The 15,864-nt window shown below is 74.7% G+C and carries 8 protein-coding genes; 5 read left to right on the forward strand and 3 right to left on the reverse strand.

Annotated elements, in window-relative coordinates; genetic code table 11:
• The first annotated feature begins 705 nt into the window (after positions 1–705).
• Together FHS34_RS40920 and FHS34_RS40925 are read left to right on the forward strand one after the other, a co-directional pair.
• Complete coding sequence (locus FHS34_RS40920; protein ID WP_184975741.1) at positions 706–2,781, forward strand: asparagine synthase-related protein; 2,076 nt, start codon at positions 706–708, stop codon at positions 2,779–2,781.
• Between the two features lie 587 nt (positions 2,782–3,368).
• Positions 3,369–6,797, forward strand: a complete 3,429-nt coding sequence (locus FHS34_RS40925) for an AfsR/SARP family transcriptional regulator (protein WP_184975743.1) — start codon at positions 3,369–3,371, stop codon at positions 6,795–6,797.
• Between the two features lie 9 nt (positions 6,798–6,806).
• Here the strand turns inward: FHS34_RS40925 and FHS34_RS40930 are convergent, their stop codons facing one another.
• Positions 6,807–8,726: a sigma-70 family RNA polymerase sigma factor gene (locus FHS34_RS40930; protein ID WP_184975746.1), complete on the reverse strand. Its 1,920-nt coding sequence runs from the start codon at positions 8,724–8,726 to the stop codon at positions 6,807–6,809.
• A gap of 317 nt (positions 8,727–9,043) precedes the next feature.
• Complete coding sequence (locus FHS34_RS40935) at positions 9,044–9,889, reverse strand: TetR/AcrR family transcriptional regulator (RefSeq protein ID WP_184975748.1); 846 nt, start codon at positions 9,887–9,889, stop codon at positions 9,044–9,046.
• A 375-nt stretch (positions 9,890–10,264) separates the two neighbouring features.
• Between FHS34_RS40935 and FHS34_RS40940 the strand changes: the two genes are divergently transcribed.
• Together FHS34_RS40940 and FHS34_RS40945 are read left to right on the forward strand one after the other, a co-directional pair.
• A complete protein-coding gene (locus FHS34_RS40940) occupies positions 10,265–11,644 on the forward strand; it encodes an NAD(P)/FAD-dependent oxidoreductase (RefSeq protein WP_184975751.1) in 1,380 nt (459 codons plus the stop codon).
• A gap of 131 nt (positions 11,645–11,775) precedes the next feature.
• A complete protein-coding gene (locus FHS34_RS40945; protein WP_184975754.1) occupies positions 11,776–13,428 on the forward strand; it encodes an ATP-binding SpoIIE family protein phosphatase in 1,653 nt (550 codons plus the stop codon).
• An 82-nt stretch (positions 13,429–13,510) separates the two neighbouring features.
• Here FHS34_RS40945 and FHS34_RS40950 read toward each other — a convergent pair whose 3' ends face one another.
• A complete protein-coding gene (locus FHS34_RS40950; protein ID WP_184975764.1) occupies positions 13,511–14,788 on the reverse strand; it encodes an MFS transporter in 1,278 nt (425 codons plus the stop codon).
• 123 nt (positions 14,789–14,911) lie between these two features.
• Here FHS34_RS40950 and FHS34_RS40955 point away from each other — a divergent pair, with 123 nt between their 5' ends.
• Positions 14,912–15,460 carry a MarR family winged helix-turn-helix transcriptional regulator gene (locus tag FHS34_RS40955; RefSeq protein ID WP_184975757.1) on the forward strand — a complete coding sequence of 183 codons (549 nt, stop codon included), beginning with the start codon at positions 14,912–14,914 and terminating at the stop codon, positions 15,458–15,460.
• The last annotated feature ends 404 nt before the right edge of the window (positions 15,461–15,864 follow it).

The following is a 15,864-nucleotide window of genomic DNA, read 5'->3' on the forward strand; positions in this document are numbered from 1 at the left end:
AGACGGCTGCCGCGCTGGCATAACCACGCGGCATTCGTAAACCCAGCGTAGTTCGCCGCATCCCAAGCGTTAAGGGGCATTGTTCCGGTTGGCGGGATTGTGGTCCGTACGGACGTCCCGCCCTGTACGCACCGTGCACGGCCTGTCGCCCCGTGCCCCCGTGCGTGTGGCCGTGCGCCTGCCCGTGCGCTCTTCTCCGGCCACCGGGGGAGCGATTCCATGGCTCATGCGTGGGTCGGCCCGCTGTACTGGATCCAGCGGGCTGGGGGACACCGCCACCTTCATCCCCGCGGGTGGCGGACCGGTCCGGGAGGCGTCATCCGCCTCCCGGACTGTGCGCGAGCGGCGCCCGTCTCGTACTCCGCGGTCCTGTACGGAGCGTGCTCATGTCCGGCGCCCCGCCGCGGATTTGGCCGAAAATCGACCCACCGGAGCGCGGTGGATTTCCGCTCCGACCATGCAACTTGAGGGCGCGTAGGGCGTTTTGGGGGAGCGCATTGGGGGCGCATTCGCGCCGCACTCCTCAGGAGGCCGACCCGCCGGGGCCACCCGGCACGCGCCCGGCACCCGGCGACCCGCCCAGGCCGCGCCTGAACTTCCCTCGATCGAAGGCGGCGCCACCGCACCTCTCCGACGTGCCCTTCATGGCAGCATGGGGTCCGGTTCATGCGGTGCACCTGTTGTCCACAGCTTGTGGAGGCGTCGATGCGGTGGTTGGTGGGGTGGAGCAGCACCGCCGCGGGCGCCGCCGGGATCGGCTCCGCGGGCGCCGTCGGGTACGACGGCGAGACCCTGCATCCGGTGGGCTCCCAACTCCTGTGGGGCGACCCCGACCCGCTGTGGGCCGTCGGCGACTGGCGCCCGGACGAGGTGCGCGTGGTGCACGCCGACGCGGAGAACCGGATCGCCGTCCTCGGCATCTGCGGCGCCGGCGACGAGGAGCTGCGGCGCGGCCTGTTCACCGCGCGCGGGGGCGCGGTGCGCCATCTGACCACCTGGCCCGGCAGCTACACCGCCGTCGTCCAGGCCGGCCGCCGCATCACCGTCTGCGGCGATCTCGCGGGCGCCCGGCCGGTGTTCTACACCCCCTGGGCCGGCGGCACGGCCTACGCCACCGCCGCGCTGCCCCTCGCCGACCTCATCGAGGCCAACCTCGACTTCACCCACCTCGCGGCTCTGCTCGCCGCCCCGGACGTGCCGGCCGCGCTGCGCGACACCACCCCGTACGACGGCGTGCGGCGCATTCCGCCGGGACACGCGCTGGTGCTGCGCGCCGGGGCGCGTGAGATCGCCGGGTACGAGCCCGTCGCCTCCCTCGCCGTGGCCGCGCCCCCGGCCGACCCCGACCGTGCCGTGGACGCCGTACGCGACGCCCTCGTCGACGCGGTCCGCACCCGGCTGGCGGCGCCCCGGCACGTGCCCGACCTGGACCCCGGACCGGTACCCGGCATGGGGCCGGCCGAGCGGCGGGCCGCGCGCGGGATGCCGGTGCCCGGCATCGGCGCCGACCTGTCCGGCGGGCCCGCCTCCGGGACCCTCGCGCTGCTGGCCGCCGGCCTGCCCGGCAGACCCGGCACGCTCCTCGGCCACGGCACGGGCGCCGGCGAGCGCCTCCTGGCCGTCACCTTCAACGACCTGGCCGTGGCCGGCCGCGAGGCCGAGCTCGAACGCGCGGGAGCCCTGGCCGCGGGCCCCCGCCTGCACCACGTCGTGGTCACCGGGGAAGAGGAGACCCTGCCGTACGCCGACCTCGACGGCCCCCTGACCGACGAGCCGGGCCCCTCGCTGGTCCAGGCGGCCCGGCACCGGGCGCGGCTCGCCGCCGGCAGCGCCGACCACTTCACCGGGCACGGCGCCCGCCAGGTCCTGGACGCCCACCCCGCCCGGCTCGCCGACCTCCTGGTGGACCGCAGGCGCCGCCACCTGGTCCGGCCGGTCGCCGCGCTCGCCCGCGCGGACGGCTCGGTGATGGTCCCCGCGCGCGTGTACGGCGCGGCCCGGCGCCTGGCCCGCACTCCCTACCGGACCGGCCTGGAGGCGCTGGCCGAGCGGCTGATGCGGCGCCGCTTCGACGATCCCAAGGGGGCGGTCGGCGCCTCGCTCGCGGCGCTGACCTGGGCCAGACCCGGGCCCGCGGCCCGTTGGCTGACGGGTGAGGCACTGGCTGAAGTATCGGTTCTGCTCCAGGCGGCGGCCGACCGCTCCGGCAATGGCGTGCAGCGCCCCGGCGACTATCGCGCGCGTGCGGTGCTCGCCCGGCACGCCGCCGACCTCCGGGTCCTGGAGCAGGCCGCGGAGATCCGTTCCCAGCGGCTGCACGCGCCGTTCCTCGACAACCAGGTCGTCCGCGCCTGCCGTGACCTCCCCGAGGCGCTGCGCGTCCAGCCGGGCGCCCGCGCGGCCATCCTCCGTACGGTCCTGGAGGGCGCCGGAGTCACCGACCTCCCGTCCGGCTGGGGCGCTCCCTCCCACGCCTCGTCGGCGGCGGCCGCGCGCGCGGGCCTGCGGGTCGCGGCCGAGCCGCTCCTGGACCTCTTCGCCACGCCGCTGCTGGCCGACGCGGGTCTGGTGGAGGCGCGCGTCATCCGCAAGGCCGTGCGCTCCGCCGCGGCCGGCGAGCCGCTTCCGCTGGACGGGCTGGCCGACCTCATCTCCCTCGAACTCTGGCTCCGCCGACTGCTCTCCCGCCGGGGCACCTGCTGGACGGGCACGCCCACGCGTTCCCGCGCGGTGCCCTCGGGAATCCAGCCGAGAAGAAGCGCGCTGACGCCGGGGGCGTGAGGGGCGGGCCGGCCGGGGTGGTTCCGGGCCGCGGGTGGGTGGTGGCCGGTCGCGCAGTTCCCCGCGCCCCTGGGGAGTTGGGGGTGGGGTCGGTTTTGGGGCGGGTGTTGGGTGGGGGCCGGTGCGGTCGGGCGGGTGCGGCTGCGGGTGCGGGTGCCCACCGGGCCTGGGGCCGCTGTGGTCGGGCGGCCGCGGGTGCGTCGTGGCTGGTCGCGCAGTTCCCCGCGCCCCTGGGTGGGGTGTGGTGCCGTCGGCCGTTTGGTGCCCGGGGGTGGGCGTGGGCGGTGCGTGTCCCGCCGCGGCGGTCGGGCCCGCGTGGCTGCGGGCAGTCGTGCCGCTGGGCGGCACGGGTGGGCGCAGCGGCACCCCGCTGGCGCGGGCGAGCCTTCCGAACTCCGGCCGGCCGTGGCAGGTCGCACCCTGCCCGCGCGGGCGAGTGGTCCGAGTCGAGGCCGGCCGTCGCAGGTCGTACCCCGCCGGCGCCGGCAAGTGGTCCGAGTCCGGGGCGGCCGTGGCGCATCCTCGCGGCCGGTCGCCGTTCGGAAACCCCCGTGCTCCGGCCCGGAAGGCCCCGCGACAATGACCGGGTGCGGTACAGAATCCTGGGCGTGACCCAAGCAGCAGACGGCCGGGGCGGCGCCGTACCCATCGGCGGCCAACGGCTCCGGACGCTCCTCGCCGCCCTGGCCCTCCGCCCCGGCCGCACCACCACCCCCGACACCCTCATCGACGAGATCTGGGCGGACGACCCGCCCCAGGACGCCCCCGCCGCCCTCCAGGCTCTCGTCGGCCGCCTCCGCCGCGCCCTCGGCAAGGACGCCGTCACCTCCACCCCGGGCGGCTACCGCCTCGAAGCCACCGAGGAGGACGTCGACCTCCACGTCTTCGAACGGCTCACCCGCACCGGCACCACCGCCCTCACCGCCGGCGACCCGGCCACCGCCCACCGCACCCTCACCCAGGCCCTGTCCCTCTGGCACGGCCCCGCCCTCGCCGACCTCCCCGACCCCACCGCGGCCACCCGCCCGAACGCGCTCCGTCTGGAGGCGGCCCGCGCCCGCGCCGCCGCGGCCCTCGACCTCGGCCGCGCCCACGAGGCCGTACCGGAGCTGCGGGAACTGACCACGGCCCACCCGTACGACGAGCCCCTGCGCGTCCTGCTCATCCGCGCCCTGCGCGACACGGGCCGCCCGGCCGACGCGCTCGCCGCCTACGAGTCCGCCCGCCGCACCCTCGCCGACACCCTCGGCACCGACCCGGGCCCGGAACTCCGGGCCCTGCACACGTCGTTGCTGAGGCAGGAACCACCGGCGCCCGCTGCGCCACCCGGCCGCCCCGCACCGGCATCCACCGCCCCATGCCCCGAGCGCACCGGAAACCTCCGCCCCCGCCTGACGTCCTTCGTCGGGCGGGAACCAGAACTAGAGGCCATCCGCTCCGACTTGTACAGGGCCCGCCTGGTCACGCTCACCGGACCGGGCGGCTCGGGAAAGACCCGCCTCGCCGAGGAGGCCGCCGCGGCCCTCCCCTCGGCCTGGCTGGTCGAGCTCGCCCCGCTCGACCGGCCCGAGGCGGTCCCCGGCGCGGTGGTCAGCGCGCTCGGTCTGCGCGAGACCGCGCTCCTGACCAACGAGCTGGCGACCTCGCAGGCCGACCCCACCGCCCTGCTGATCGAGTACTGCGCAGCGCGCAGCCGGCTCCTGGTCCTCGACAACTGCGAGCACGTCATCGGCGCGGCCGCCGCCCTCGCCGAGACCCTCCTCACCCACTGCCCCGGGCTCACGATCCTCGCCACCAGCCGTGAACCCCTGGGCGTCCCCGGTGAGTCGGTGCGCCCGGTCGAGCCCCTCGCCCCGGAGCAGGCGCACCGCCTCTTCACCGAGCGCGCGCAGGCCGTCCGTCCCGACGCCGGCGCGGTGCTCGGCGACACCGCGGCCGTGGCGGAGATCTGCCGCCGCCTGGACGGGCTGCCGCTCGCCATCGAGCTGGCGGCGGCCCGGCTCAGACTGCTGACCCCACGGCAGATCGCCGACCGCCTCGATGACCGCTTCCGCCTGCTCACCTCCGGAAGCCGCACGGTACTGCCCCGCCAGCAGACCCTGCGCGCGGTCGTCGACTGGTCCTGGGACCTGCTGGACGAGCGGGAGCGGACGGTGCTGCGCGAGGTGTCGGTGTTCGCCGGCGGCTGGGACCTCGCGGCCGCCGAGGCCGTGTGCACCGGCCCCGCGGCGGACCTGATCGGCGCACTGGTCGACAAGTCCCTCGTGGTCGCCGCCCCCCACGACGCGCACGGCACCGGCACCGGCATGCGCTACCGCATGCTGGAGACCATCCACGAGTACGCCACCGAGCGCGCGGCCGAGATCCCCGGACTGCGCGCGGCGGCGGAGCGCCGCCACCGCGCCTGGGCGCGGTCGCTGGTGGCGGAGGCCGAGCCGCAGCTGCGGTCGGCGGCCCAGCTCCCCTGGTTCTCCCGCCTGGAGACCGAGCTGGACAACATCCGCGCGGCCCTGGGCCGGGCGGTGCGCGCGGGGGACGAGGCGGAGGCGGGTGCCATCGTCCTGGGCATCGGCTGGTTCTGGTGGCTGCGCAACCACCGCCGGGAAGGGGTGGCCTGGGTCCGGCTGGTGCTCCGCCTCGGCGTCGCCCTGGACACCCTGGCCGCGCAGGCACCGGCCGCCGACCTGACGACTGCGGACGCGCCGGCCGCCGACGCGACGGCCAGGGACGGGTCGGCCGCCGGCTCGATGCCCGCCGAGCCGCCCGCCGACGGTCTGATGGCCCTGGCCGACCGCGTCGACCCGGTGGGTGCCTTTCTCGCCGAACCCGACGGCCGGGCCGGGCATCCACTGGCCGAGCTGCGGATGGACCTGCGCATGCTCGACCTGTTCCTGACCTCCGAGTCGAACACGGACGACCTCGCGGCCGACGAGCGGGCCCCTCGGTACATCGCGCGCGTGCGGGCAGCGTACGAGCGCGGCGGTCCCCCGGCCGCCCGTTTCCCGGGCATCGTCTGGCCGCTGACAACCTACTACCTGGGCGGTCCGGTGGACATCCGCCCGGTCATGGCGGAGGCCGTCGCGGGCGCCCGCGAGCACGGCGCCGACTGGGAAGTCGCGGTCGCCCTGATGTACCGCGCCCATGTGACCGTCGACTCACCCGGCAACCTCCGGGGCGTGGACGAGGACCTGGCCGAGCTGCGGATCCTCAGCCGGCGCGTCGGCGACCGCTGGATGCGGGCTCAGGTGTGCAGCGCGGCCGGCGAGGCGGCCATGGCGCGCGGCCGGTTCGACGAGGCGCGCGGCGAGTACGAGGAGGCGCTGCGCCTCGCCCACGAGGTGGGCGCGAGCGCCGAGGCGCCGTTCCTGCTCGCCCGGCTGGCCGAGATCTCCTACCGCCGCGGTGACCGGGAGGTCGCGCTGGCCGCCCTGGACGAGGCGGAGGCGGCCGCCGACCGGTACGCGGTACCGGAGTCCCGAGCCTTCGCGCTGCTGCTGCGAGCCCTGATCTCCCTGCACGACAGGGAGCCGGCCCGCGCCCGCGAGCTGTACGAGGCGACCCGCACGGCGATCGGGAGCGGCACCCCGCCGCCGCAGTTCGTGGCGCTCCAGCGGACGGTCGAGGGGCTGCTCGCGGCCGGCGAGGAGGGACCGGCGCACGGGCTGCCGATCGTGGCGGACGCCCTGCGCGAGGCCGTGGACCACCGGTGCGCCGAGTCGATCACGGCCGGTCTGGTGGACGTGGCGGCCTGTCTGCTGGCCCGGCTCGGCGATCTGCCGGGCGCGATCCGGCTGTTCGCGGCCGCGGACCACTGGCGCGAGGGCCGTCGGCGGCCCGAGCCGGAGCGCACCGAGGCCGCCCGGGTGCGGGCCGGTGCCCGCGCGGCCCTCCCGGCCGACCGCTACGCCGCCGAGTGCGCCCGCGGCGCCTCGCTCCGCGTGGCGGACGTCCTGCGGGAACTGAGTGCCGCGACGGCGGCCGCCGGGGGCCGTCCGGGGCCGCCCGCCGACGGTTGAGCGGGGGCGTCACCGGCAGGTGAAGCGGGACTCCGCCCAGTCCGCGAGAGCCGCCCGGCCGAAGGCATTGCCGTGCGGCTCCGCCACGAGCCGTACGGTCCGGTGGCCGGTGAGGTTCACATGGACGGGGACGGCCCGGTCGTGGCCCCTGACCGGGCCGGACCGCCACAGCGGGACCCCGTCCAGGTAGACGGAGAAGGAGACCTTGCCGAGGCCGAGCGTCATGTCGTCCACGCCGGCCAGTGCGTCGTACGCGGTGCACTGCCGGTTGAGGGCGATGGTGACGGAGGACGCGCCGTGGACGGTGACTCCGCGCGCGTACCGCTCGCCGCCGACCCACATGCCGTACCGCTGCCACACCCAGCTGCTCTCGCGCAGGACGATCTCGGGTGCGGTGCCGTCGCCGACGACGTCGAAGCGCAGGTCGCTCAGCTGGTAGACGGTGGGCTCCGGCGGCGGAGCGGGGGGCGGGGTGGGCGTCGGTGTCGGCCGGGGCTCCGGTTTCGCGGTGGGGGCGGGTGCCGGGGCCCGCGTCGGGGCGGGCGTGGGGGCCGGCTTCGGCGTGGGGGACGGAGTGGGGGCGGGTGCCGCGGGTGGTGCCGGTTCGGGGGCGTGCGCCGCGGGCTTCGTCGAGGGCGCGGGCCTTGGCTTCGGCGTGGGTGTGGGCGCGGGCCTCGGTGGCGGGGGAGCCGGCGGTTCGGGCAGCACGGCCGGCGCGGACGGCGGCGGCTCGGCGGTCTTCGCCGCCGGACGACCGTCGTTCACCAGGGCCAGCGCGACCGCGGCGGCGGCCACGGCGACCACACCGGCCGCGATGCCGGCCTTCACCGGTGCCCCGAGCCCCTCGGAGGCCGCGGCCCCGCCCGCGCCGCCGCCCGCCCCGCCGGCCGCGGCGGCACCGGCGGCTCCGGCTCCGGCACCGCCGGCCACGATGCCGAGCGCCTTGGCGTACCCGGCGGCCCCGAACCAGCCGATGACCGCGACCGGGACGACACCGGGGATGCCGCTCGCGACCTCCTCGATCTGCGCCGCCGCCAGCCGGCACCTGGCGCACTCCTCCAGGTGCTTGCGCAGACCCCGCTCGGCCCGGACGCGCAGCTTGCGACGGGCGTAGGTGCCCAGCTGGTCGGCGTAGCGGGCGCACTCCTCGTCATGGGCGAGGCTGTCGCTGACGTGGGCCTGGAGGTAGGCCTGCTTCAGCCCCTCGCGGGCACGGCTGGCGAGCACCCGGGTGCCGTTGGCGTCCAGCCCGAACAGGACGGCCACCTCGCTCGGGGACTCGTCCTCCACCTCGGTGTGCCACAGCACGGCCTGCCAGCGCTCGGGCAGCGAGCGGAAGGCCCGCATGGCCATGGACTGCTCGGCCTCGTGCAGGGCGCGCACATCGGCGCCGAGGCCGGGTGAGTCGCCGTCGGCCGCCTCCGCGACGCGGCCGGCCTGCTGGGTGAAGAGGGCGAAGTCGTCGACGAGTTGCTCACGCCGGGCGGACTTCGTCCAGTGCGCGGCGACACGCCGTACGGAGGTCAGCAGATAGGCCCGTACGGCGTGTTCGGGCCCGGAACCGCCGCGCACCGCCTGCAGCATGCGGGCGAACACCTCGGCGGTGAGGTCGTCGGCGGTGTGGCCGTCCCGGCAGCAGGTCCGCGCGTAACGCCGTACCGCGTCGGCATGCCGCCGGTACAGCTCCGCGTAGGCCGAGTCGTCCCCGGCACGCATCCGCGCGATCAGCTCACCGTCGGCGGGCGGCACCTCCCGGGGCGGCGGCAGCACGCTTCCCCCGCGCTGGGCCGGCACGCTCCCTTCGGGGCCGCCGGAGGGACTGGAGGACGCCGGGCGCCCGCCCTGGTTCGGTACCTGGGGTGAGACCAGTCCGCGGGTCTCCGCGTCCCCGTCGTCACCGCGTGACTCGTCCCACCCGTCAACCCTCATCGCGGACAGCCCCCGACACCGGCCCAGCCCAAACCGTCACCGGCTCAGAGTGCCACAACGCGTTTTCGCGAAGGACCCCTCGCACAGCGCATCCACTCGTCCGAGCGGACTTGCCTCACACGCCCCGAACACCCTTCGGAACACCCGCCGCACCACCACCCGCCGGCACCCGCCCCGCCCCACGGCCACCGAGCGCACTCCCGAGGCACCGACGCCGCCACGTCCCTCACAACGCACCGACGGGACCACCCGCACCCCGGGCGTGGGTCGCACGGGTGCGGGTGGGAATGCGAGATCCCGCCGAAGGCGAGCGGCGCCTACGCCGGCCGGGACCGAAGTCCCTCCAGCAGGATGTCCAGCAGCCGCGAGGACGCCGCCGCCTGCTGCGCCGCGTCCGGCAGGGACGGCGCCGCCGTGGCGATCACGAGCAGCACATCCCCCACGGACACGTCCGCCCGCAGCTCACCGGCCGCCCGAGCCCGGTCCACCAGCCGTCCGACCACCTCGAGCAGCGCCCCGGCCCCGGCGTCGTCGGCCACCGAAGCGGCCTCCTCCGCCACCAGCCGCAGCTCCGCACCACCGGGCTGCAGCCGCTGCTGCGGCACCCGGGCCTCCTCGGCGGAACCGACGGAGCCGACGGAACCGACCCCGGCCGAGCCGACCGAGCCGACACCGACCGGGCCGACGGAACCGACCGACTCGGCAGCGCCCTCCTCGGCCGAACCGGCGGAGCCGACCCGCAGCACCTGCGGCGGCAGCAACCGGCCCGCCCCCGACGCCACGGACGTCCGCAGGAACCGCGACAGTGCCGACCACGGCTCGTCCTCCTGCCCGAGCGCCGCCCGCGCCTGCTCGGTCAGCCGCGCCGTCTCCTCCTCCGCGATCCGCCGGACCAGCACGTCCTTGCTGGGAAAGCGCCGGTACACCGTGCCGACCCCGACCCGGGCGCGCCGCGCCACGTCCTCCATCGGCGCGCCGTACCCCAGCTCGCCGAACACCTCACGCGCCGCACGCAGCACGTGCTCCAGATTGCGCTGCGCGTCCACCCGCAGCGGAGTCGTACGGGCCGCGTCCGCGCGCCCGTTGCCCGGCGCCGCGCTCATCTGCTTGCCACCGGACGCGATGGCAGCTGCAGATGCCCAATGCGTGTCCTGAAGATGCATGTCTTCCCCCGGTAATGACGTCTCCCCCCGGAGACTCCCCGCCACTGAATACGAAGTGCGCGGAACTGGCATCGGTCCCGGCCGGACCCGCCCGTCGCGGACCCGATCGACCACATCCCCTACACCCCGTCGACACACGAACATAGTTGAGGCGGAGTCAATTCAGAAGGGGCAGGTTCCGCACAGTGCGCCCCCCGATCGGAGTACGCGGCGGGTACGTCCCGATAACGTCCCTTCCTGCCTTGTTGTCCGCCCCCGCTGACCTGCCCCCTTTCGTCCTGCACGAACACCGTCGCCGGCCCTGCGCACACCCGGCCGCCGGTCACACAAATTGCCGGGGCTGTGGACAAACAAGAGCGCCGGGTGCGTCATGGGATGGTGAAGGAACGTGCGCGCATTCTGGTTGTCGGCGGCGGCTACGTCGGGATGTACACGGCCCTGCGCCTCCAGCGGAAGCTGAAGGCCGAGCTGAGGAGGGGCGAGGTCGACATCACCGTCGTCACTCCCGACCCCTACATGACGTACCAGCCGTTCCTTCCCGAGGCCGCCGCCGGATCGATCTCCCCACGCCATGTCGTCGTACCGCTGCGCCGCCTCCTGGACCGGTGCCACGTCCTCATCGGCGAGGTGACGTCCGTCGACCACGCGGTGCGCACCGCCGCCGTCACCACGCTCGCCACCGCCGAGGAGGGCAGGACCGCCGAACTCATCGGCTACGACGAACTCGTGCTCGCCCCCGGCTCGGTCTCCCGCACCCTGCCCGTCCCCGGTCTCGCCGAGTACGGCATCGGTTTCAAGACCGTCGAAGAGGCCATCGGCCTGCGCAACCACGTCATCGAACAGATGGACATCGCGTCCTCCACCCGCGACCCCGCGGTCCGCGACGCCGCCCTCACCTTCGTCTTCGTCGGCGGCGGGTACGCGGGCGTCGAGGCCCTCGGCGAACTGGAGGACATGGCCCGCTACGCCGCGCGCTACTACCACAACCTCCGCCCCGAGGACATGAAGTGGATCCTCGTGGAGGCCAGCGACCGCATCCTCCCGGAGGTCGGCCCCGAGATGGGCCGGTACACCGTCACCCAGCTGCGCCGCCGCAACATCCAGGTGCTGCTGGAGACCCGCCTGGAGTCCTGCGCCGGCCGGGTCGCCGTGCTCAGCGACGGCCAGCGCTTCCCGACCCGTACGGTCGTATGGACCGCCGGGGTCAAACCGCACCCGCTGCTCGACGCGACCGACCTGCCGCGCACCGGCCGCGGCCGGCTCCGGTGCACGGACCGGCTGACCGTCGACGGCACCGAGCACGCCTGGGCCGCGGGCGACGCCGCCGCCGTACCCGACGTCACGGCCCCCGAACCCGGCACCGAGACCGCGCCCAACGCCCAGCACGCGGTCCGCCAGGCCAAGGTCCTCGGCGACAACATCGTCCACACCCTGCGCGGCGAGCCCCTCCAGACCTACGCGCACAAGTACGTCGGCTCGGTCGCCTCCCTCGGCCTGCACAAGGGCGTCGCCCAGGTCTACGGACGCAAGCTGAAGGGCTACCCTGCCTGGTTCATGCACCGCGTGTACCACCTCAGCAGGGTGCCCACCGTCAACCGCAAGGCCCGGGTGCTCGCCGAATGGACCCTCGCCGGGCTCTTCAAACGAGAGATCGTCTCGCTCGGCTCGCTCGAACACCCCCGTGCGGAGTTCGAACTGGCGGCCGGTGGAAAGCCTCCTCACAGCCCCTCCGACGACCCGAAGGGGTCGTCCTGACCGGACCCAGGAACTCCACGGACCCCCGAGGCGTCTGACGGATGTCGCCACGGCCCGCTCCCTGCCAGACTGCCCCACGTCCTCGGACGGGCCGCCCGCCCGCCCACCGCACACACGAGGCTTTCCCCACAGTGAACTTCACGCGCTGGAGCGCCCGTCTCCCCGGAACGCAGCGCCGCGCCGCCGCGCGGACCGAGACCCCGGTCCCGCCGGACCGGCGGGGGGACGGCTCCGTGCCCGCGGCCCGCGCCGAACAGCCCGCCGACGACAAGACCCCGGTGCCCGCCGTCGACGAGCTGCCCGCGCGTGACGTCCTGGACCGCGTCCCGGTGCTCGTCGCCCTCGTCCACGGCCCCGACCACCGCATCGCCTACGTCAACGACGCCTACACCGCGGCCTTCGGAGCCCGTCCCACCGGCGCGCCCGCCCGTGACGTCCTGCCCGAACTCGCCGAACTGGGCCTGCTCCCGCTCCTCGACCAGGTGCTCCGCAGCGGCAAACCACGCACCCTGAAGTCCCGCAAGGCCGTCGACGGCCGCTCGTACACGTTCACCTGCACCCCCGTCGCCGAGGACGGCGACCGCGACGCGGGCGTGCTGGTCTTCGCCACCGACGTCACCGACCACGCCGAGGCCGCCGAACGCCTGCGCGCCAGCGAGCGCCGCCAGCGCGAGACCGCCGTCACCCTCCAGCGCTCCCTGCTCCCGCAGGAGCTGGAGCAGCCCGACGACCTGCGCATCGCCGCCACCTACCAGCCCGGCGGCACCGAGGCCGCGGTCGGCGGCGACTGGTACGACGTGATCACCCTCGGCGGCGGCCGGACCGCCCTGGTCATCGGCGACGTCATGGGCCGGGGGGTGCGGGCCGCGGCCGTCATGGGCCAGCTCCGCACGGCCGTCCGCGCCTACGCCCGCCTCGACCTGCCCCCGCACGAGGTGCTCCAGCTGCTCGACGGCCTCGCCGCCGAGATCGACGCCAACCAGATCGCCACCTGCGTCTACGCCGTCCACGACCCGAACGAGGGCCGCCTGGTCTACGCGTCCGCCGGCCATCTGCCGATCCTGGTCCGCGACGAGAACGGCACGGTCTCCCGCGCCGACGAACCCACCGGCCCGCCGCTCGGCACCGGCGGCTGGATGCACGCCTCCGGCTCCGTCGCCCTCGGCCCCGGCGCCACGGCCGTCCTCTACACCGACGGCCTGGTCGAGCGCCGCGACGCCGACCTGGACGAGGGCATCGCCGCGCTCGAAGGCGCCCTCGCCGGGGCCACCGGCACCCCGCAGGTGGTCTGCGACCGCCTGGTCCGCTCGGCCGGCGTCACCGCCGACCACGACGACGACGTCGCCGTCCTCGTCCTCCAGCACCCGGCGCGCACGGGCCCCGACGGCGACCTCTTCCGCAACGCCGCCCTCGAACTCCTCGGCGGCGTCGAGGCGGCCCCCCGCGCGCGTGCCTTCGCCTCCGGCGTCCTCACCAGCTGGCGCTTTCCCGCCGAACTGCACGACCTCGGCGTCCTCGCCGCCAGCGAGCTGGTCGCCAACAGCCTGCAGCACGGCACCCCGCCCATGCGGCTCAGACTCCGCCGCACCGACCGCCGCCTCATCGTCGAGGTCACCGACGGCGACGACCATCTGCCCAGACGCCGCCGCGCCGAGCCCGGCGACGAGTCGGGCCGGGGCATCGCGATCGTGGCGACGATCGCCTCCAGCTGGGGCTGCCGCCGCACCCCCGGCGGCGGCAAGGCGGTGTGGTGCGAGTTCCTCCTGCCGAAGGGGAAGCCCTGACCCACGTCACGGCGACCCGCTGACCGGAACGCGAAACGGCCGCCACCCGAAGGTGACGGCCGTGCCACGCGCGCACCGGCGCTCACGCCTCCGCGGCCACCGGCTCCGCAGGCGCCCCACCGCGCGCGACCACCCGGGTCTCGCGCGCCGGCCAGGGCCGGTCCTGTACGGCGGTGAGCTGCCGGCCCAGCCGCAGCGCCAGGAACGTGATCCCCAGCGAGAACAGCAGGAAGGTCACGATGTACGGCCCGTGCAGCGAGGCACCCAGGGGACCGCCCACCGCGGGACCGACCGCCAGCGCCAGCTGCTTGACCAGCGCGAACGCCGAGTTGTACTGACCGGCCATGCCCTCCGGTGCCAGATCGGCGACCAGCGGCGCGACGGTCGGCGACAGCATCGCCTCACCCAGCCCGAACAGCGCGTACGTCGACACGAACGCGGCCGTGGCCATCTCCTGGCTGCCGTGCCCGAGCCCCGCGAACCCGGCGGCCAGCCAGGCCACGGCCCAGATCAGGCCGACCGCGGCGATGACCCGGGACCGCCGGCGCCGCTCCACGAGCTTCAGCACGGCGAACTGGGCGACCACGATCATCAGCGTGTTCGCGGCCAGCGCCGTCCCGAGGGCGGAGGTGGATATCCCGGCCGCCTCGACGCCGTAGGCGCTCAGACCGGACTCGAACTGGCCGTAGCAGGCGAAGAAGAGCACGAAGCCCAGCACGCACAGCTGAACCATCGCCCGGTTCCCGAGCAGCCGCTTCCAGCTGCCCTTCGCCGACGCCGCCGGCGCGTCCTCCATCCGCGGCGAGTGCGGCATCCGCACGGTCGCCATCACCACGACCAGCAGCAGGAACATCGCCGCCTCGATCGCGAACAGCAGCGTGAAGGAGGACACGCGCGTGGTGTCGACGAGATGCCCGCCTATCAGGCCGCCGACACCGAGGCCCAGGTTCTGCAGGAAGAACTGCATCGCGAACGCACGCGAGCGGGTGTCCGCCGACGAGCAGTCCACGATCATCGTGGCCAGGGCCGGCTGCATCACGGCCTGCCCGGCGCCGAGCGCCGCCGCGGACAGCAGCACGGTCGTGGCACCGCCCGCCAGGCCGAGGCTCAGCGCACCCAGAGCGGCGGTCACCAGGGCGGCGATCAGGACCGGCAGCGGGCCGCGCCGCACGATCGCCCGGCCGGCGAACGGCAGCACGATCAGCGCGGCCACGGCGAAGTCGGCGAGCACGAGTCCCGCCGTCATGGCTCCCAGTCCCCGCACCTGCGCCACATAGACGTACAGGTAGGGGACGGTGAAGCCGAGCCCGAACGCGCTGAGTGCGTTGCCCACGTGGATCCGGCGCATCGCTGCGCCCATCGCCCTGGTCACGTTCACCTCTCTCACTAGTTAAGCCTGAAGACTTCAAAGCTAAAGTTCGAAGCTAAAGAGTACACAGTGAAGGACTTCAAGGCAAAGGAGTTTGCGTGCCATACTGCGGCCATGGCCGAGACTCCCGGCGTCCCTGAGCCGACCCTCGAAGAACAGATCGCCGCCTACCAGCGCGAGTTCCAGGACCTCGACCCCCAGGTCGAGAAGATCGTGTCGGCGCTGTCCCGGCTCAACCGCCGGATGAACGTCGCGTACGGCCGTCAGACCGCCGACCTCGGCATCAGCAACGCCGAGTGGGAGGTCCTCAAGGCGCTGGTCCTCTCCGGCGCGCCTTACCGCATGGGCCCCGGCGAGCTGGCCAAGCGGCTCGGCCTCACGCCGGCCGCGATGACCCACCGGATCGACCGCATGGTCTCCGAAGGACTGGTCACCCGGGAGCGTGACGAGTCCAATCGCGTCCGCGTCATCGTGGAGCTGACCCCGGGAGGCCGTGAGAAGTGGCTGGAGGCCATGCGCCTGGCGACCGTCTTCGAGGAGGACCTGCTCCAGGACCTCACCCCCACCGAGCGTGCGGTGCTCGGCGAGGTGCTGACCCGGCTCCTGCGCAGGGTGGAGCACGCGCAGCCGGATGCCGGCGGCCGGCTCAGCGACCTGGACTGACGCTCCCGGGCGGAAGCCCGCAGAAAAGATCTTGACAGGGGTTGTTGACACGCCCCTGGCCGTTCCGTAAAGTTCTTCGGGTTGCCACGGAGCCGTAACGGTTCTCCGGCAGCACCTGCGCCGCTTCGAGCGGCACCCCTCACACCATCAGCACGATCTCCCGTACGGGTTGTATTCGGCTTGCCCGAATTCAATTCGAATGGAAGCCCGGCGGCCCGATTGGGAATCGCCGAGCGGATCCGCTAAGGTTTGAGACGTCGGAACGGCCCAACGGCCGGGAGGACAAGCCCCCCTGACTGGGAGTCAGACGCCGAAAGGATCTGATAGAGTCGGAACCGCCGGAAAGGGAAACGCGAGAGCGAGAACCTGGAAAGCACCGAGGAAATCGGATCGAGAAAAGATCT

Origin of the sequence: Streptomyces echinatus (assembly GCF_014203595.1) — a bacterium.
GTDB lineage: Bacteria > Actinomycetota > Actinomycetes > Streptomycetales > Streptomycetaceae > Streptomyces > Streptomyces echinatus.